General features: G+C 43.4%; 13 protein-coding genes. 7 read left to right on the forward strand and 6 right to left on the reverse strand.

All coding sequences use genetic code 11. The features are described 5' to 3' along the window. Position 1: 1 nt before the first annotated feature. The 5 genes from K339_RS34065 to K339_RS0117980 all read left to right on the forward strand — a co-directional run bounded on the left by K339_RS34065 (position 2) and on the right by K339_RS0117980 (position 10538). Positions 2 to 3499, forward strand: coding sequence for a SusC/RagA family TonB-linked outer membrane protein (locus K339_RS34065; protein ID WP_051398093.1), 3498 nt, complete (start codon positions 2 to 4; stop codon positions 3497 to 3499). A gap of 12 nt (positions 3500 to 3511) precedes the next feature. Continuing rightward, the gene (locus tag K339_RS0117965; RefSeq protein WP_028524834.1) at positions 3512 to 4975 is read left to right on the forward strand and encodes a RagB/SusD family nutrient uptake outer membrane protein; all 1464 of its coding nucleotides are present in this window, start codon (positions 3512 to 3514) and stop codon (positions 4973 to 4975) included. A 133-nt stretch (positions 4976 to 5108) separates the two neighbouring features. Then, positions 5109 to 6167 carry a cellulase family glycosylhydrolase gene (locus K339_RS0117970; protein WP_028524835.1) on the forward strand — a complete coding sequence of 353 codons (1059 nt, stop codon included), beginning with the start codon at positions 5109 to 5111 and terminating at the stop codon, positions 6165 to 6167. An 8-nt stretch (positions 6168 to 6175) separates the two neighbouring features. After that, positions 6176 to 7882: an arylsulfatase gene (locus K339_RS0117975; protein ID WP_028524836.1), complete on the forward strand. Its 1707-nt coding sequence runs from the start codon at positions 6176 to 6178 to the stop codon at positions 7880 to 7882. A 157-nt stretch (positions 7883 to 8039) separates the two neighbouring features. Further along, positions 8040 to 10538, forward strand: coding sequence for a glutaminase family protein (locus K339_RS0117980; RefSeq protein WP_037301042.1), 2499 nt, complete (start codon positions 8040 to 8042; stop codon positions 10536 to 10538). A gap of 155 nt (positions 10539 to 10693) precedes the next feature. Here the strand turns inward: K339_RS0117980 and K339_RS0117985 are convergent, their stop codons facing one another. The 6 genes from K339_RS0117985 to K339_RS0118010 form a co-directional block, all read right to left on the reverse strand. After that, on the reverse strand, positions 10694 to 14722 hold the full coding sequence (locus K339_RS0117985; RefSeq protein WP_028524838.1) for a PIN domain-containing protein: 4029 nt from the start codon (positions 14720 to 14722) through the stop codon (positions 10694 to 10696). Further along, positions 14719 to 15768 (reverse strand): ComEC/Rec2 family competence protein, encoded by a 1050-nt coding sequence (locus K339_RS0117990; RefSeq protein ID WP_028524839.1) that lies wholly within the window; start codon positions 15766 to 15768, stop codon positions 14719 to 14721. The genes K339_RS0117985 and K339_RS0117990 overlap by 4 nt, the downstream gene beginning before the upstream one ends. 91 nt (positions 15769 to 15859) lie before the next feature. Then, positions 15860 to 16198, reverse strand: coding sequence for a HigA family addiction module antitoxin (locus K339_RS0117995; RefSeq protein ID WP_028524840.1), 339 nt, complete (start codon positions 16196 to 16198; stop codon positions 15860 to 15862). Further along, positions 16198 to 16497, reverse strand: a complete 300-nt coding sequence (locus tag K339_RS0118000; RefSeq protein WP_028524841.1) for a type II toxin-antitoxin system RelE/ParE family toxin — start codon at positions 16495 to 16497, stop codon at positions 16198 to 16200. The genes K339_RS0117995 and K339_RS0118000 overlap by 1 nt, the downstream gene beginning before the upstream one ends. 122 nt (positions 16498 to 16619) lie before the next feature. Then, positions 16620 to 17225: an NAD(P)H-dependent oxidoreductase gene (locus K339_RS0118005; protein WP_028524842.1), complete on the reverse strand. Its 606-nt coding sequence runs from the start codon at positions 17223 to 17225 to the stop codon at positions 16620 to 16622. Between the two features lie 168 nt (positions 17226 to 17393). Continuing rightward, positions 17394 to 19022: an NADP-dependent glyceraldehyde-3-phosphate dehydrogenase gene (locus tag K339_RS0118010; protein ID WP_028524843.1), complete on the reverse strand. Its 1629-nt coding sequence runs from the start codon at positions 19020 to 19022 to the stop codon at positions 17394 to 17396. A gap of 119 nt (positions 19023 to 19141) precedes the next feature. Between K339_RS0118010 and K339_RS0118015 the strand changes: the two genes are divergently transcribed. Continuing rightward, positions 19142 to 20044: a LysR family transcriptional regulator gene (locus K339_RS0118015; protein ID WP_028524844.1), complete on the forward strand. Its 903-nt coding sequence runs from the start codon at positions 19142 to 19144 to the stop codon at positions 20042 to 20044. A gap of 70 nt (positions 20045 to 20114) precedes the next feature. Next, entirely contained in the window at positions 20115 to 20837 is a 723-nt protein-coding gene (locus tag K339_RS0118020; RefSeq protein ID WP_028524845.1) for an RluA family pseudouridine synthase, read from the forward strand. Positions 20838 to 20935: the final 98 nt, after the last annotated feature.

A 20935-nucleotide genomic window follows, 5' to 3' on the forward strand; every position in this document is an offset into this window, starting at 1 on the left:
TATGCGCTCAATTTTTATCCCAACTACGCTGGTAGGGTTGCTTACTGGCGCGTTGTTGGTCGAGCCTCAACTTGCCAATAGTCAGGCAATGGCGATGGTAAGCTCGCAACAACGCCCCACTTACTCCGCCGCACCAGCGACGACGACTCGCCTTTCGGATGCCTTAAATGGGCTGAAAGCCAAGTACAAAGCTGACATTTTGTTTGAAGACCGAACGGTAGCTAATCTGACGGTTCCGACCGATGTGTTGGCGGGAACCACTTCCCTCGAAAACGCCCTTTCTCGCTTGTTAAAGCCCTTTAACTTGCGTTATAAACAAGTAAAAGCAGGAACTTGGGTGGTATTGGCCAAAAAATCGTCGGCTTCGGTCGGGGAGGCCCGATTTCCAGTTACGCCCATCAATGAAGAAAACCAACCCCAAACCGACCCCGCCTCCAACGGCTCATTGACCACGGTGGTGACGTCAGGGCCACTCGAAACCCGTGCCGAAGAAGTGACCATTAGTGGAACTGTAACCACCGCAGATAATAACGGGGTCATTCCAGGAGCAAACGTGGTTGTAAAAGGAACTGTCCGTGGTACAACCACAGATGCCAACGGGCGTTATCAATTACGTATTCCCGAATCGTTAGGAAAAGCGAGTGGATTGGTGCTGGTGTTTTCGTACGTTGGGTACGAGGCACAAGAAGTGACGGTGGGTAACCGAACGGAAATCAACGTACAATTGAAAGAAAGCGACCAATCACTCAATGAGGTAGTGGTGGTAGGATACGGTACCGTACGCAAAAGCGATTTGACGGGCTCGGTGATGTCGTTGAAAGCCCAAGATTTGACCCGTGGCTCCAATATCAACCTTCAACAAACATTGGCAGGGCGTGCGCCTGGGGTGCAGGTTTACCAAAAAAGTGGTGAGCCAGGTTCGGCCATGAGCGTGCAAATCAGGGGAATAACCTCCATTACGGGAAACAACGACCCGCTTTATGTCGTGGACGGCTTGCCCGTAAACGATGGAACGGCGATTGGCTCCGCGAGCGCGGGAGGAACTACCAGCAACCCCAACAACCGCACGCCGCTCAATAGCTTAAACCCTGCGGATATTGAGTCAATAGAAATTCTAAAAGATGCCTCTGCTACTGCCATTTACGGTTCGCGCGGAGCAAACGGGGTGGTGCTCATTACTACCCGTCGAGGCAAAGATGGGAAGCTCAAAGTAGAATACAACGGAACACATGGCGTGCAGAAAGTGGCCAATACGCAGCGTTTTTTGACGGGAACAGAATACACCGATGTCATCAATTCCATCATTGATTTGGGAAAACTTTCGACCCCAAAAGTGACGGGAACCAATGCCAACACCGACTGGCAAAGTCTATTGCTTCGAGATGCCCCCATTCAGTCGCACGACCTTTCGTTTAGCGGGGCGGGTGGAAATACCCGTTATTATATTTCGGCGGGTTATTTCAACCAAGATGGGATTATGCTCAAATCGGGAACGAGCCGTTATAGTGCCCGTATGAACCTCGAAAATGGCGTGGCCAACAAATACAACGTAGGGGTAAGCCTAAATACAACTTACACCCGAGATTACTACAACGCAACAGGGGTAGGGCTAAACGACAACGCCAGCGCGCTGTACATGGCCCAAAACTACGACCCCACGGTGCCTGCTTATAACCCCGACGGAACGTACTATCGCTCGTCGTTGATGGCACCCATGGACAGTCCTGTAGCAGTGATTAATGGACAGTATGGGATGGGTGATACGTACCGTACGTTTGGAAATATTTATGCCGAATATTATTTCTTGCCTTCGCTTTCGGCTAAAGTCCGCGTAGGAGCTGATTTCAACGACAACCAACGGTATTTCTGGATTGACCCCAGTACGTTGACGGGGCTTTCGTACAACGGTTATGCCGATGTACGCGATGGAAAACGAGGCTACTACCTGACCGAAGGAACGTTGAACTTTAACAAAGAGGTTAAAAATCACCGTATTAGCGCCGTAGCAGGAGCTACCTACGAACGCTATACATCAAGTTCTATCATTGCCAATTCGCGTTCTTTTGCCTTGCCCGACCTCACGTTCAATGCGTTAGGTACGGGTGACAACACCCTCAACGGCGTAGGAAGTGGCCGTCAAGAAAATAAACTGGTGTCGTTTTTAGGGCGGGTGAACTATTCGTTTAACAGTAAGTATTTGCTAACGTTGTCGATGCGGGCCGATGGTTCGGCGCGTTTTGGTCCCAACAAGCGTTTTGGCTACTTCCCGTCGGCGGCTTTGGCGTGGCGGATTCAGGACGAGGCTTTCTTGAAAAATGTAAACTTCTTGAGCGAATTGAAACTACGTGCCAGCTACGGCGCAACGGGCAACCAGCCGACCATCAATTACTTGTATTTCTCTACTTTTTCGGCAGGACGCAATGCCGTTTTCAATGGCAATCGCTACAGTTCGTTGCAGCCATCGCGCAGCGCCAATCCTGACTTGCAGTGGGAGTCGGCCGTGCAAGCTGACTTAGGGGTCGATTTTGGTTTCTTCAACGGTCGCCTTACGGGTAGCATCGACTACTATAACCGCAAAACGTCTAACCTGCTTTACGACATTCCACAACCAGCGAGTACGGGTTTTGGAAGCCGCATCGAAAACGTAGGAAGTATGCGTAATACGGGAGTTGAGCTTGCTTTGAAGGGTATTTTGACCGATAAAAACGGTTTCCGTGTCGATGCTGGTTTTAATATTACCACCCTTAAAAACCGCGTGTTGAGTCTTGGAAAAGTGCCTCAGTTCATTGGGTCAGGTCCAGGGAGCATTGGCCAAGTGAGTATCCTCAAACCAGGCGAATCGATTGGGTCGTTTTATGGGTATTTGGTGGACGGTGTTTGGCAAACGGGCGAAGACTTTACCCAAGCGCAGTCAGGCGTGCGGCCAGGTGATTTGAAATACCGCGACCTCGATGGAAACAAAGTGATTAATGCCAACGACCGAGTGGTGCTTGGAAAATCGCTGCCCGACTTTTTCTATGGTTTCAACACCAGTGCTTCGTACAAAACCTTGGCATTGGATATTTTCTTGGAAGGTTCCCAAGGAGCTAAAATGCTGAATAGTAGCTTTGTGGACGCTTATTATCCAGTAGATTATCGTCGGAATAAATTGGCTGCTCCGTACCTAAACCGCTGGACGCCGACCAATCCTACCAACGATTACCCTTCGTTTTTGCCCAACGACGTGCAAGGCCAGCGTCAAGTAACCAACAAAACCGTCGAAGACGCCTCGTACCTGCGCATTCAGTCGGTGCGGTTGTCGTACAAAATTCCAGTACCTAAAAACCGCTACGTGGGGAGTGCTTCGGTGTTTGTAAACGGTCAAAACCTGTACAATTTTACCAAGTATTCAGGAGCTGACCCAGCAGCCAATGCTTTGGGAGACAATATTTTACGGATTGATTACAACACCTATCCGCTAACGCGTACCTACACCGTGGGGGTTAATTTGCAATTTTAAATGACAAATCAAATGAGACAATCATTCAAATATAGCTTAATCATCGGAGGGTTTCTGATGTTGACTTCGTGCGAAAAAGCGCTGGAAGTATCGCCAAGGTCTGAGTTTTCGCCCGACAACGTACTCACGTCGGAAAGCGGCATCAAAGCCTTGCTTTTTTCGGCTTATGCGCACCAGCAAACCCAATCAAACTCTCGCTACGTTATCAACGATTCGGAAGTTTGTACCGACATGGGTTTTAACACGGGGGGGGCCGAAAATGGGCAACTCATTCAGTTAATCAATTTTACGTGGGATCCGACGCTCGGAACGTTGGCCGCCGATATGTGGGATCCCAACTACCGCGTGGTACGTGATGCCAACGGGGTAATCGAAAACATTGGGAATGTGACTGCGGTGGAGTCAACCAAAAAACTTTATAAAGCCGAAGCGCGGGTCTTGCGGGCCCAAGCGTATGCACTTTTGATGACTTTTTTTGGAACGGTTCCCTTGCGGATTTCCACCACACAACCCGCCGATTTGGCACGGGCAACGGAAGAAGAGCTAAAGGCATTTGTTGAAAAAGAAATCACGGAGTCAATTCCCGATTTACCTGACCCAGGCAAAGAAGAAACCTATGGACGTTTCAGTAAAGGTGTGGCATACAGTATTTTGGCGAAATTTTACCTCAACACCAAACAATGGCAAAAAGCGGCCGATGCTGCCAAAGCCGTGATGGATTTTAATTATTACGCCCTTAATCCTGATTTTGTGGGGATGTTTAGGGTCGAAAATGAAGGTGCGGCCAACCGTGAAATGATTTTGACGCTTCAATGCCGTCCCGAAGACCCATTTGGAAACTGGTACCAAGCAGGAGCATTGCCTCCAGGCTATAAAAGTAGCCCTCAATTTCCAAATTTTACCTACAAAACCACCATGTCGAACTTTGCGACGCAGTACCGCTTGCGGACGGCGTTTACGAGTTCGTATGCTACGGCTGATAAGCGTTTGCAGTTGATTTGTACGAGTTATGTCAATACCAGCAACCAAACTGTAGATTTGTCAACGGGAGATAATGCGCGTAGTTTTAAGTATTGGGATAACAATACCGTGGGGAACAACAGTGGGAACGACGTTCCGATACTGCGTTACGCCGATATTTTATTGACCAGAGCGGAGGCGCTGAACGAGCTCAATGGCCCGACAGCGGAGGCATTTACGTTGATCAATCTCGTTCGTACACGGGCAGGGATTCCCAATTTGACCCAGACAGACACTCCCACAAAAGAGGTGTTTCGTACGGCCATCTTCAGAGAAAGAGGCTGGGAGTTTGTGTCGGAAGGCAAACGCCGCGAAGACCTCGTTCGTCAAGGGACGTTTATCTCACTGGCACAAGCGCGCGGCATCACCAATGCCAAGCCCGAACGCGTGCTGTTTCCCATTCCTCAAAGCGAAATTGATGCGAATAAGCTTTGTGTTCAAAGTCCTGGTTATTAGTGGGTTATTGTATTTTTGGTTTGTGGTTGACAGGTGTGAGCGTTTTTGTACTATTAGTTTTTGACCAAAATTGCCTTAAACTGTTGATTGTAAACTTTTATTGTGAACCAACTATCTAACAATCTATCATTTTATGAAACAAGTAACACTTTTTGCGATTGCGTTGCTCCTCACGGTATCTACCCTCAAAGCGCAACCTCGCTGGACGGCACAACAAGCCAACGATTGGTATAAAAAACAAGGCTGGATCAGAGGTTGTAATTTTCAGCCAAGCACGGCCATCAACCAATTGGAGATGTTTCAGGCGGAGTCGTTTGACCGCCAAACCCTTGACAAAGAACTAGGCTGGGCCGAGCAACTTGGCTTCAACGCCATGCGGGTGTATCTGCACCACGTCGCGTGGACGACCGATGCGCCAGGTTTTAAAAAACGCCTCGACGAGTACCTCGCTATTTCGAGCAAGCACGGTATCAAAACCATTTTTGTGTTTTTTGACGACTGCTGGAACGATGAGTACCACCCAGGAAAGCAGCCTGCCCCTAAAACTGGCGTCCACAACAGCGGTTGGGTACGCGACCCAGGTACAATGATTCACAACCACCCAGATAGCTTGGGAATGTTGGAAAAATACGTGAAAGACGTGATGACTACTTTCAAAAACGACAACCGTATTTTGTTGTGGGATTTGTACAACGAACCTGGCAACAACCAATATTTCGCCAAAAGTTTGCCTTTGTTGAAGTCGGTATTTGCGTGGGCTAAAGAAGTAAATCCTTCGCAGCCGATCAGTGCTGGTGTATGGAGCTGGGGTGAAAAATTCAAAGAATTGAATAAATTCCAAGAGGAAAACTCAGACGTGATTACGTACCACCACTATGGCTACGTGGACAAGCACAAAGAATTGATTGATAAACTTCGCCAGTACGGTCGCCCGTTGATTTGCACCGAATACATGGCGCGTCGCAACGGTAGCTTGTTCCAAACTATCATGCCGATGTTGAAGCAGGAAAATATTGGGGCTATCAACTGGGGCTTTGTGGCTGGAAAAACGAACACGATTTACGCGTGGGGGACACCTATGCCCGATGGGAAAGAGCCTGAGTTGTGGTTCCACGACATTTATCGCACCGACGGAACGGCGTTCAGCCAAGATGAAATCAAAACAATTAAATCCTTGACAGGGAAAAAATAAACAAGAGTATGAAGAAAAAAGGGGTAGTGGCTTCGGTGGGTTTAGCCGTAGCAGTGTCGGTAGGGCTAACGGCGTTTTATTCAAAACCGTCGCGTTCAAAAGCGGATGCGCGTCCGAACATCATTATCATCATGGCCGACGACATGGGGTATTCGGACTTGGGCTGCTATGGCGGTGAAATCAAAACCCCCAACATCGACTACCTCGCCAACAACGGGCTGCGTTTTACTCAGTTTTATAACACATCCCGTTGTTGTCCAACGCGCGCCAGTTTGCTTACAGGTTTGTACAACCACCAAGCAGGCATTGGTAAAATGACCGACGAAGAATCGACACCAGGGTACCGTGGGCATTTGGCCGAAAATACCGTGACGATTGCGGAGGTATTGAAAGCGGCAGGCTACCAAACGGGGATGACAGGGAAATGGCACGTGTCGAACACCATCGTTCAGAAAAACCCCAAAGACCAGCTCGACTGGCTTAACCACAAAAAAGACTTTGGCGATTTTGGCCCGTTGAACCAGTACCCCACTGCGCGTGGTTTCGACAAGTATTTTGGCAATATCTGGGGCGTGGTTGACTTTTTTGACCCTTTCAGTTTGGTGAATGGAACAAAACCTGTGACGCAAGTTCCAAAGAATTATTACCACACGGACGCCATTAGCGACTCTACAGTGGCTTATATTCAATCGTTTGCTAAGTCGTCGTCGCCGTTTTTCTTGTACGTGGCGCACACCGCCCCACACTGGCCGCTGATGGCCTTGCCCGAAGACATTGAAAAGTACAAAGAAACGTACAAGTCGGGCTGGGATGCGATTCGGAAAAACCGCTACGATAGAATGGTAAAAATGGGCTTGATTGACCCCAAAACCACGCCATTGTCGGAGCGTTGGGATAAACAACAAACCTGGGAAGCAAACGCCGATAAAGAATGGGATGCGGGCGCCATGGCCGTTCACGCGGCGATGATTGACCGCATGGATCAGGGCATCGGCCGTATGTTGCAGACGCTACGCGAAACGGGGCAGTTGGAAAACACCCTTATCGTCTTTCTTTCGGACAATGGGGCAAGTCCTGAAAACTGTGCTGCCTATGGCCCAGGTTTTGACCGTCCTAACGAAACGCGCGACGGTCGGCCTATCTCGTACGATTTGAAAAAACAAGTCATGCCAGGGCCTCAAACGTCGTTTGCATCTATTGGACAGCGTTGGGCAAATGTGTCAAATACCCCTTACCAGTATTGGAAAGCCGAATCATCTGAAGGAGGGGTTCGCACGCCAATGGTGGCGTTTTGGCCCAAAGGAATCAAAGCGAAAAAAGGAAGTTACAGCGCTCAAATGGGACACGTAATGGACTTTATGCGTACCTGCGTAGAAATTTCAGGGGCAAAATACCCGCAGACGTTTCAGGGGCGCAGCATTTCGGCCTCAACGGGACAAAGCCTTGTGTCTGCATTTCAGGGAAAAACCAACGGAGGGCATACGAGTCTGTTCAGCGAGCACTTTGGCGCACGTTATGCACGGTCGGGAAATTGGAAATTGGTCTCAGCAAGCCGCGACACAACTTGGCACTTGTTTGACCTTGCCAATGACAAAACCGAAACCAGTGACGTCGCTGCAAAATATCCCGAAAAAGTAAACGAATTGAAAAAACAGTGGCAAGCATGGGCTAAAACTCATCAAGTGCTGCCCAAGCCTAACACGGTCAGACGATAGTCAGACCGCAGCAGCTAACGACAAGTCAGACTAACCTCCTAAGGGAGAGGTGAGCCGTTTGTTTCAACCCAGAATATGAGCAGTTTCTGGTAGAGCAAGCGCCGCCTCTCCTTTTAGTGTATATTAAATTAACCTCTCAAATTTTCATTCTATTCCGATGTTTTACAACAAACCCTCAATCTTGTTATTTGCCCTGAGTGGATGGCTTTCCCTGACGGCTGCTGTCGCACAGACGCTCCGTCCTCCTGCGTACCCGCTCATTACCCATGACCCGTATTTTAGTATTTGGAGCAATACCGATCAGCTCACCGACGGCCCTACTCGTCACTGGACAGGTCGTCCGCATTCGCTGGAAGGCATTGTGCGCGTGGACGGCAAGTCGTATCAGTTTTTAGGAGCTCCACCAACTTTATACCAAGCATTGTTGCCAACGGGCGAAAACAAAGCGTACGACGCATTATATACCACCACCAAACCCTCAGCAGGCTGGGAGCAGCCCGATTTTATCCCCCAAGGCTGGAAAACAGGCTCGGGGCCTTTTGGTGACTCGCCTGCTTCACGCACACCTTTTCACAACGGTAAAATCGACAAAGACGGGATTTTTATCCGTCGCGAGTTTAACTACGACGGGCAAGTGGATGCCTCTAAGCTTTTGCTGACCCTTATCAACGACGACGACCTGACGGTGTATCTCAATGGTACGCGTATCTTTACAAAGCCTTGCTGTGCAGGCGAATACATCTATTCGCCTCTTTCGGCCGAAGCCCAAAAGGCACTTCGCAAAGGGCGAAACGTATTAGCTGTGCATTGTATTAGTCCAGTTGGAGAGTCATTTGTAGATGTCGGCATCGTGAGTGTAGTGCCAACGGCGCAGGCGGTCACAGCTACGCAAAAGAAAGCCACCGTCACGGCGACCCAAACCAGTTATGTATTTACCGCAGGGCCTGTGGAATTGGACGTTAACTTCTTGTCGCCTCTGTTGATGGATGAATTGGAAGTAGCTGCTCGTCCCGTAAGTTATGTGACGTTCTCCACGCGTTCGTTGGACAACAAACCCCACTCAGTACAGGTGTATTTTGGCGAATCGGCCTTGGTCGCTACCAACATACCTTCGCAAGAAGTAGTGGCCGAAACCAAGAAAGACGGCAAGCTCGTTTATGCGTCTGTAGGAACCAAAGAGCAGCCTGTATTGGGCAAAAAAGGTGATAACATTCGCATCGATTGGGGCTATGCGTACTTGGCCGTGCCTGATGCGGCAAGCAGTGTGGTGACGGGGAATCCTGACCAATTGAAAAACGACTTTAAAGCAAAAGGCCAATTGACGGCTACTTCTTCGACGGTCTCAGGAACGGCGGGTGAGTTGGCCATGGCGACGGTCGTAAACTTTGGCAATGTTTCGGGAAAAACCACGGCTAAACACTTGCTTTTGGGCTACGACGATGTGTATTCGGTACAGTATTTTGGTCAAAACCTCCGTGGATGGTGGCGCCGCGACCCTGCTACGACCATGCTGAAAACGTTACAAATGGCCGAAACAGACTACCAACGTTTGTTGACAAAAAGTACTGCATTCGATAAAAAAATGTACGACGACGCGACCAAAGCAGGTGGAAAATCGTACGCTGATTTGTGCCAATTGGCCTACCGACAAGCGATTTCTGCCCACAAAATTGTGGCAGGACCGAAGGGGGAAGTGTTCTTTTTGTCGAAAGAAAACTTCTCGAATGGGTCGATTGGAACGGTGGACGTAACGTATCCGTCGGCACCAATGTTTTTGTTGTACAACAACGAATTGGCCAAAGGGTTACTACGCTTCATTTTTGATTACAGCGAATCAGGACGTTGGAAAAAAGACTTCCCCGCACACGACATCGGTACGTATCCGCTTGCCAACGGTCAAACCTACGGCGAAGATATGCCAGTGGAAGAAGCAGGAAATATGATGATTTTGACGGCGGCATCGGTGAAAATGGACGGCAATCCAAGCTTTGCGCGTGAGCACTGGCCGATGTTGACCAAATGGGTGGAGTTCCTAAAACGCGACGGATTTGACCCCGCCAACCAACTTTGTACCGACGACTTCGCGGGGCATTTAGCGCGTAACGTCAACTTGTCGGCGAAGGCGATTATGGGTATTGCGTGTTATGCTCAAATGGCGGCGCAATTGGGCGAGCAAAAACTTGCCGATGAGCATTTTACGTTGGCGCGTACGTTGGCCCGTCGCTGGATGGAGATGAGTGCCGACGGTGACCACTATGCACTGACGTTCGACAAAACCGTAGGCAGTTGGAGCCAGAAATACAACATTGTTTGGGATAAATTGCTCGGTTTGAACGTGTTCCCGAAAGAAGTTGCGCAAAAGGAAATCGCGTTTTACCTCAAAAAACAACAAGCATACGGTCTTCCGCTCGACAGCCGTAAGACTTACACCAAGTCGGATTGGATTATTTGGACGGCAACCATGGCCGATTCGGACGCCGATTTCAAAGCGTTGGTTGACCCCGTGTGGAAATATGCCAACGAAACCCCAACCCGCGTACCACTTTCTGACTGGCACGAAACTACCAACGCCAAGCAGGTAGGCTTCCAAGCCCGTTCAGTCGTAGGAGGGTATTTTATCAAAATGCTGGCAGAGCGTTTGGAAAAAGGGAAGTAGGCAGTTTACAGTTCACGGTTTGTAGTTTACAGTGTGTCCCTATCGCAGCGCCCTTTCAAAGTTTAATCCTTTGGAAGGGCGTTCTGTTTTTAGTTGAGTTCCCATATTCATTAAGAGCCTTCAAGATATCGTAAACAGTATTACTAAGAAATAGGCTATTCCTTCCACCCTATGATATTGAGTACATAATCCAAATCCTCTAAAATATTCTCACGGTGTTGGCCTAACAAGGAAAAAGTAGTTCTTAACTTTTGTTTGAGAAAATCTATGTTTATTATGTCTTGCGCTCCATTTAATGCGCACTCTAATAAACGTCTTGAAGTAGATTGTTTGAACCATAAATCAGAAGAGTCTGCATATATGTTTTTTAGAAAATCTATAACTATGAAAATGTTTCCTTTACTAGGGTTATAAAAAGGAGACAAACCATGAAGGCTTTTGTGGAATAAAGTGTCTTTTCGAGAGGATTTGATTTTACTTTCTTCATAAAGTGACCATAAAGATGACTTAGTTAAAGTTAAACCTCTGTAATTTAGTGTAAGTAATTGAGGTAATATTTTTGTTTCGTAAATCAATAAGTTAGTTTTTATGAAATAATGTTCTATTGAAATAGTATTTATTGGTTTAATTTTTTTGTAAGATACGTTGTCAGATAATAAAGTTCTATTCGGTTTAGATGATTGGAAAATGTTTTCTGCAATTATTAAGGTGTGTGAGTCATTTTGTTGGCCTTCTTTTCTAATAAACTCAAATATTTCTGGCACAATTTCGATAATAGTATTCTTTATACTCCAATCTAATATTTCTCTTAATTCTTCTGCTTTGAGCTTGAAAAAATTGTCGGGAAAAAAGATTGGATGAATAGAATGTGATGTTATATGCATTCTCATAGATGAATTTTTATCAGCTTCTAAACTCTTTAATTCATCTTCAATCCAGTCAATCATTCTTTGCGATATAATAAATGGTTTTTTGTTTATCCGTACATCTAAATCTAAAATTTTTGATATTTTGTACAAAGTAAATAAAGTAGAAAAGTCTATAACTATTTCAGTATTTTCTTTTAAAGGTCTATCTTGTAAAACAAGAGGTATGATTGGGAATCCGTCATTATAGTCAGATGTAATATGCTTCCATGTATCAAAATAGTTATTTTTAAAAATACCTGAAAATTCTAAAAATCCGATTTGATACTCAGCAAATTTTTTAATTACACTCTCTGTTATTATTTGCCTCTTAGTACCTTCTGGACCATGAGCTTCTTGCATTTTTTTTAAAAGTGAATCAATATCTTCGACGTCTTCTCCATGAATTGTTTCAATATCACTATATGCGGCTGGTCTATTGTCAATATCTTTATAAAAAAGCACTTGTTGTCCTATATATTTGTCAAAAATATCAATAACGGTATAAGTGACATCATTTCCTGATGTTCTTTTATAAATCACTTTCTCTCCCTTTTTTTTGCCAATTAATGATTGAGATAATTTATTGTTTGATAACTCTTCTTTTGATAACTCTAAAAAAGTGCTTTCCTCTTTTGAGTCGTCTCTTAGCTGGACAATACTGTCTTTTTCAATCACTTCAGGTTTAGCACTCTCGCTCTCTTTTTCTAAATTTAAAAAATTGGCAAAATATACTTGTTTTACCGTTGAATTCTGAGAGTTAGATTTTAATGCCCGATAATATATTTCTTTGCCTTTGTCAATTAGCTCATTGTTGATACAAATGAATCCAATCTTAAACTGGTCTTTCCATTCAAAAGAAGATATAATTTCAAACTCTAATTCGTTGAGTATTGATTTTAGTTCAGTAGTTTTACTGGAGTAATTTTGACTATTCAAAGAGTCAATCAATAGATATAAAAAAATATAATTTTCGGGAAAGCGTAATAAGCCATACCTGGCAATTTCTTCCAAAGAAGCATAATCTAGAAGTAAATCTCTGATTTGTACTTCAATGTCTAAGAGCATCAAGTTTGGTGTAAAGTTATAACGCCAGTATTCTAATAATTCTAATAAATGAGAGGCTTCTTGTCTGAGAGAATACAAACAGCGAATATATAGAATCAGCTCTTCTGATTCTTCGGTAAAATTGATCGAACTCTTTAAAATTCTTATTGCACTATTAAAATCATTAATAGTAAAATAGCAAATTGCTAGAGGAAGATTATATGTTGGGTTTAATAGTTTACTTTCCTCAACAGATTTACATAAATCTGCTACGTACTCTTGGTTATTTTTATCATTATGAAAACACAAAGCTTCTAATAAAGTGGCAATCACGGTTGGTTTAAATAACCTTCCGTTTGATATGAAATCCCATATGTCTTTTGGGTTTTCACCTATATGCCCGATTATTCCAATAGCATAAATAAAATTTGCTGCATTTATTTTATTTATTTCTTCAACTCCTTCGATATACTTTTTAATTGATATCACAGCATTTTTTAAATCTTGTAAACCTGTGTAAGCTCGACTTTCAAATATGAATAAATCATTTGGTTGGTAATCTTTGACTTTTTTTAGTGATTTTACTAATTTCTCATAACTTTTTGTCCATAGAAGCGCATCTGCTAATAAATATACTTTTTGAGGAATATTAGTATAAATACCTTCTTTAGTGATTATAAATGGGTTATTTTTGCTTGTTTCAGTTCCAAAAAATAAACGGTACATTTCATCTACTGATTCTGTACTATTTTTAAGTAAATGCTGGCAATACCAATAGTCAAAAAAAGCTAACTGAAATGAAATTTGTTTTTCAATTTGAGTGCCATGAACACATTTGCAAATAAGTTCATATAAAGAATAAGCATACTGTAATTCTGGGCTATTTTGAGGGTCATATTTTTTTGTGTTACTTATGCGTAGCCCATTATTTGTTAAAAAAAATGACAGAGCATATTGCGCTAAATAAAACCAATATGTTAATTCAGATCTACTTAAATCTTTTTTTTCTGGTAATTCTTTTTCTTCTAATTCTGCCAGAAAGAATTTATCAAATAAACTCATTTCAATCATTTTGCCAGTTTTACCTTCATAAGTAATTGAGATAATTTTATAAATATGATCCGTTTCAACAAGTTTCGGAACAGAATAATTGGGTTCTATATGGTGTAAAAAAGCAGATGCTCTTGCATTATAAGGGTCTTTACTAATTAATTCTTCTGCTAACGTAATCGCATTAGCTGTTTCACCGAGTTTATAATAAGCCTGAATAGATCGTTCATGATATTGTATGTTAGGTTGAAGATTATAAGCTTTTATAAATAATTTCCCTGACTCAGTATAGGCATTATTTTCATCCTCAAGTAAGCAAAGTGCCTGTAAATAATATAACTTTGATAGTAATGGGTTTTTTTGACTAGGATTTAATGAAGTCTCGTCAAGTTTTTTAGATAATTGTTGTAAAATTTCATTTGCCTTAAAAGGATAAAAGCTATTATAAGCACTTTCTGCATCATTCAATTGTCCTTGAAAATATGGAATTAGGTTAGTGTTTGGCGAATGCTGATAATTTTTTGTTTCTGACAAATAGTTATTAATTGAAAATATTTCATCCCCAAGTAGTTTATTTAGAGTTGAAAAATCGATTGCTTCAAAGCGATTGAGAGTTGGCAAATATTTTGATATTATACCTACCAATAAAATAGTATCTTCTTTTTCTATAAATACCCCACTTCCTGAAAATCCTTTCACATTTTCTTGAGAAGAAATAGTTGGTTCAGCACCAAAATTTTGAAGAGTAACAATTTTAAATATTTCTTGTATTGAAATATTTGTTTTTCCTTCAACAGATTCAATTTCGTTAGAATCTACAGCTTTGGGGAACCCATAGAAATAACATGTTTCGCCTTGATTAATAGTCAAACTTATAGGAATTGTTGGTATTGGAGATAGTAAGAATGATGTTGAAATTATTAAACAGCTTAAATCACGTTCTTTGTGGTCAATTCTTTTGCACTCATTAGTCAATGTTATTGGTTTAAAACCCTTTGAACTCCCCTGAAAAAAGTCAATTGATAATAAATCCAAAGATTCGCAATCATCCAAGCAATGTTTTGCCGTAACCAAATATACCCATTGTGAATCGGTAGAGGGATTCAACAATACACCTGTACCTACTGGGCTACCCTTTACAGAGATACGTACCGCTAATTTAGTAAAGTCAATTTGTGTCATTTTGGCCAATTGTAAGCGATAAAGCTCTGATTTTCTTTAGGATATACGCATGTGATGGCGTACTTGTCCTGTTCTTCTTTAGTAAAAATGCTATGAATAGTAGGGTCTGAATAATTAAAGAAGAATTGGGTAGTTTTACCATTACGAGCTTTAATTATTCTGGATAAAGTTTCCTTGTGGGGGAAGAAATCGCGGTTTGACGAGTTGCTACTAATACCGAAATGTTGGCAATCAATTAGTTTCAACAGACTGGGGCTAGTATTAGATTTTGAGCTATGATGGGAAACTTTGAAGAAGTCAAGCTTCAACGGATTTGTCTCTGAATACCCTAATGCTAACAAGGAGTTTTCTAATACGGAAGGAGCGCAATCGCCAGTAAAAATAGCTTTAAAATCGTGAAATTCTAACAAAAAGGCAATGCTACTACGATTCTCAAGTGAAGTATCTTCTTGGAAAGGTTTATTGGCTAACTCTTCTACACTAAAGTGAAAATCTCTCCCTTGCTTGGTACTTATTTCAATACTTTTGGTTACTGCTTCTCTTTTCGCTTCTTCAAAGTTCCAGTTTTCCACGAAACTGTCATACTGCTTTCGGTCAGGTGATAGAATGGTAATCTTAATATTAGGAGCGATTTCATGACTTTCGATAGCCATAATTGGCTTTACTGGAAGTTTGTTATGATCAAGAAGGTAGTCCCGAACGTAAACGGCTTTTTGTATTCCAACCTCGGTACTGGTGCCTAGCATGGGTGTAGGAGTTGGAGACCAATTGAACCAAAATTGCTTCACTTTTTCTATCCCAAACTCTTTTAAAAAAGGCTTGATTCCTGATATGTGGTCGTCGTGGGTGTGTGTAACAACAAACAAATCAACGACCTCTTCTTTAGCACTAATTGCTTGAAAGGCCGTTTTTAAGGTTCTTTGGTAGGTGGAAACAAAACCAGCGTCAATTAATAAGTTGAATGGTGGATAGCTTACCGAATTATATATCTTTACCCAAATACAATCTCCATTCAACACTTGAAATAATTTTATCTCAACAGTCATTATGTTGTTTAGTTACTATTCGCTCATAACCAAAGATAGTTTATTATAGGTTATTTTAAAAGTATAAACACTTGACTGCAGTTACGATTTATTACCCCAACATTGCTTCTAACAACTTTATTTGACGAGGCTCGGGAAGGTTAAGTTTTCGGATTGACCTTTGGGCACTGTGGTAAGCTGTTACACGATCGTATTGGCGTTGGAGATTCAACCAAAACTCGGCTGAAATATCCAAGGCCTGTTCTAACCGTAAGGCCATCTCAAGTGATACTCTTCGTTTTTTGTGTAATAATTGGCTGATAATCGCTTGACTTACCCCCATTTGAGTGGCCAGGGTTTGCTGAGTCAAATTTCTTGCCTCTAATTCGTCTGCCAGTAGCTCTCCTGGGTGAGTAGCTATTGCAGGTATCAATTCATTTGCTCTTTTCATTAGTGATAATCAATCAAGTCTTCCAATGTGAGTATCTCTACTGTTCCTTCTTCGTTTAATCTAAAAATTAAACGGTATTGATCATTTATTCTTGCAGCATATTTGCCAGTCAATTCTTTTTTGAGTGGATGAATTCGCAATGAGTTTATCTTTTTGAGCTCATTGAAATTGGGAGCAGCGACCATGTAATTGACTACTTTCTGAAATTGCTTTACCACTGACGATTGAAATGGGAGTTTTCCTCGGTAAGTACCTTCATAATAGGCCACTAATTCATTATTATCAAATTCAACAATCATGTAGTAAAATTATAACATAGTATGTTATAAAACAAAAAAACATATTTGGGAAGACGAAACTGAAGAAATGAATACCAAAAAAGACTTTCCAAGTTTCAAAAACTTGGAAAGTCTAACTGTTTTTACCCCCTAAACACAGTACGAAGGTGCTCAAGATATTCTACTTTGAAAGAAGCGGTCAGCTCAGGCGAGCCGTTTTTTTCAACATCGTGAAAATGTTTGCTCGGCAGCGGTTCTAGTCCACAAAAAGCATTCATGCGGTGGAAGGGAAACAACACACCATCATCGACACTTCGGCCTTGAAAAAACTCTTCGGGTAGTGTAAAAGCAGTTTTAGGAGCATTCCAAGTCGTAGTGACTAAGTAGCGAGTTCCCTGCATCAAGCCGCCCGTTCCGTAGTTTCGTTCGGGGTTACTGGCCTTCCGTCCGTCGCTGTAATACAGCCCTTTCCTATGTCCAGCCGTAAGTACTTTATCGAAATATTCTTTCAATGAAAAAGGAAGGTACATCCACCAAATGGGGAAGTGATAGATGACGATGTCGGCCCACACAAATTTCTCCACTTCTTCGTTGGCGTCGTAGTTTTCTTCTCCTACCTGCGTGATTTTTAGCTCAAAGCCATTTTCAGGGGTAAAAAATTCACTGTCCCATTCGGTAAGCGTAGTGTTGAGGCGGCCACCCGAATGGGCAAACGTTTTTCCGCCGTTGATAACCAATATTTTTTGCATTGTTTTTCGGTGTTGTGAATGACAATGCAAAGGTATTTGAAGAGTATATACAATAAAAATAATACAAATTATGGAAATCTATAAATAATATTATATAAAAACCGTTTACCCGCAGACGTTTGCCAACTATGCGCAAGCATGTACATCTGCGGGTAAAACTAGAAAACCTTAAAAAATGTAATCAGTACTCAAAAAGTTAGAATCGTGGTCTCGTACGATGGTATTCAGCAACACCTTGTTGCTTTCGGTCAATTTGGTGGCTACCAACGAACGAATCGAAAAGGAGCGAAGCGCGTCAAAAACCGAAAGTGTTCCTTCGGCACTGTCTTTGCGCCCCGTGAAAGGAAATACGTCGGGCCCTCTTTGTGCCTGACAGTTGATATTGACGCGGCTAACAAGGTTGACAAAAGAATCAATCAACTGAGCCACTTCTTTAGAATCTTCACTAAAAATACTCACCTGCATTCCGTGCGACGCATTGACTTGGTAGTCAATGGGTTCGTCGATGGTTTCAAAAGGAACGACGGGAATAACGGGGCCAAACTGCTCTTCGTGGTAGAGTTTCATCTGATTGTTGACGGGATACACCACTGCTGGAAACACAAACGACGCTTCGGTATAGCCTCCGTTTTCGTTTTGGACACTTGCCCCGTGCGCAATGGCGTCTTCAATGCACGCTTTTAAATAATCGGGTTTGTCTTCTTCGGGTAGGGGTGTGATTTTGACGCCATTTTCCCAAGGTAAGCCTGGTTTTAAGGCCGATACTGCCGCATTGAGTTTTTCAACAAACTCCGTGGCGATTTCTTTTTGTACAAAGATGAGCTTCAACGCCGTACAACGTTGCCCGTTGAACGAAAGCGCCCCGAGGATACACTCGTTTACGGCCACGTCGATGTTGGCATTTTTGGTGACAATGGCCGCATTTTTGGCGTCAAGGCTCAAAATAGCGCGGAGGCGGTTGACTTTTGGGTGCAACTTTTTGAGGCCGTTGGCTACTTTACTTGAGCCGATAAAAGCCAATACATTCACTTTTCCGCTTTCCATAATGGGCGAAATAATTTCCGAGCCCCTTCCGTACAGCGTGTTGACGGTTCCTTTGGGAAAAGCTTCTTTAAAGGCATTGAGCAAAGGATAGTGAGCTAATACCCCGTGTTTGGGAAGTTTGAAAAGAATGGTATTTCCCATAATCAGGGCAGGAATGAGCGTCGTAAAAATCTCGTTCAACGGATAATTAAAAGGCCCCATGCTCAGTACCACGCCCAGCGGCGCTCGGCGGATTTGGGCAATGGTTCCTTCGGCTTCTTGAAAACGCGACGATTCGCGGTCGAGGTCTTTGAGGGCGTCAATCGTATCATTGATGTAATCGACGGTGCGGTCAAATTCTTTGGTGGCGTCGGACAATGTTTTCCCGATTTCCCACATCAACAACTTGATGACTAAATCCCGCTGTTGAATCATCAAATAAACAAACTTCTGCATACAATTAATCCGTTCGCCGACGGTCATCGTAGGCCATTCGCCCAGCCCATTGTTGTAAGCATTGACAGCGGCATCCAACGCTTCCAAGGCTTCTTTCGGCGAAGTACGCGGAATACTTCCCAAAAGTTTACGTTCCAAACCATTGTCGGTTGGAATGCAAACGGGCGAATAAATAGACGTAACAGGGCCATCCCACTGGACAAGTTCACCGTTTAAGAGGTATTCTCGCTGGTGTACTTCTTCTAATCTAAATTCTTGGGGAATGGCATCTTCTCCTTTAAAAATGGGGGAGAAGGGGAGGTGGGCTGTTGTTGGCATGAGATAGATGTTTTAGTCTCTTTTCAATTAGGTAACAACAACCGCCCAAACTGGGTTCTAAAGCGTTTATATATATTTTTATTTATAGTATATTTGTGTTAATATCAGAAAAATTATAAATGCAAACGAACTTAGAGTGGTTTCGCACCTTTAAAGCAATTTACGAAACAGGAACGCTGAGTGGGGCAGCCAAGCAACTTTTTGTGTCTCAACCTGGGGTTGGGCTTCACCTCAATGCCCTAGAATCTTACACAGGATATGCCTTGTTTGAGCGAACGGCTAGAAAAATGATACCTACCGAAAGGGGGCATCTTCTATACCAACAGATGCAACATTCGCTCAATGTGTTGGAAGATATTGAAAGCCGTTTCCGACGAAAATCAGGCAAAGACCGCCCGACGGTGAGCATGGGAATGTGCGTAGAAACGTTTCAGCAAGCGTTAGAAAAGCATATTCCCGAATTGGATTTTAACTTAATTATGCAATTTGGCGAAAGCGAAAAGCTGATTGATGCGCTGGAAAACGGGGTGATTGATTTGGTATTGGCCTCCCAAAAGAAAAATGCCCTCAACATCGAATGGGAGGCGTTTACGACGGAACAATTGGTGGTGGTAGCGGGGAAAAAAACGGATTTGACCGACTGGCAAACCCTCAATTTGAATGATAAAGAAGCGCTGTTGGGTTGGTTTGGCGAGCAAATCTGGTACAATACCGCCTCCGATATGAAGCTGCTGAGTCGGTTTTGGGAAGCTAATTTTGAGACCCAACCCGAGTTTGTGCCCAATTATATTGTCCCCAATAAGTTTTCCATTATTCGTTGTTTGTCGGTTGGCAAAGGCTTGGCCGTTTTGCCAGACTTTATCTGCCACGAGGCGCTCAAGCAAGGCGACATTACCCTGCTTTGGCGAGGTTACACCGAAGTTACAAACACCCTTTATTTTGGAAAAAGAAAGAATAGTTTACAGGCAGCACCAATTGCCCATATCGAAACCCTGTTGAAAGGCGAATTTAGTGAAGCGTAACTAACTCGTTCAAGGAATTATGACAGAATTGTTGTTGTTTTGTTCTTCTAAGTGAAAAAAACGTCCCAATATGCTCCGTTACGAGTTCAAAGACCTCATATTGTTTGAAAACGAAGACTACATCGTTATCAATAAACCTCCGCACGTCGCTACCATCAACGAACGTACCGCTGATAAGTCGATAAGTATTTTGCGCATGGCCAAAGAATACAGCCATGATGCCCAAGTTGCCCACCGCCTCGACAAAGAAACATCGGGCGTGTTGGCTATTGCCAAAAATCCTGCTGCCTATCGGCACATTGCCATGCAGTTTGAGTACCGCGAAGTTACCAAGCGTTACCATGCCGTTGCCAATGGCGTCCACGATTTTGACAGTATCTCGGTATTTTTACCCATTGCACCGCTCAAAGATGGCACTGCCGTGAAAATAGACCGCCAAAATGGAAAAGCAGCCGAAACCGTTTTCTTTACAAAACAGGCTTTTCGGAAACATACGTTGGTAGAATGTATCCCCATTACGGGCCGAATGCACCAAATTCGGGTGCATTTACAGTGCCTCAAAGCGCCAATCGTTTGCGATCCTACCTACGGCGGGGCAACTGTTTATTTGTCAGAATTGAAACGGAATTACAATTTGAAGAAAGACTCAGAAGAGTTGCCCATCATTCAACGTGTTGCTTTACATGCGTTCTCGCTCACATTCAGGCTTATGAACGACGAAACAGTTGTCATCGAAGCGCCTTATCCTAAGGATTTTGGGGTATTGGTGAAGCTGTTGGAGAAGAATAGTTAACAGCTTTTGTCATACCGACGAAGTTTGTCATACCGATGAAGGAGGTATCTAAACCGTTGGCACTCTTTTGTCGGAATACAACGAAGTGATAGACCTCT

The organism is Runella limosa DSM 17973 (assembly GCF_000482465.1).
Lineage (GTDB): Bacteria > Bacteroidota > Bacteroidia > Cytophagales > Spirosomataceae > Runella > Runella limosa.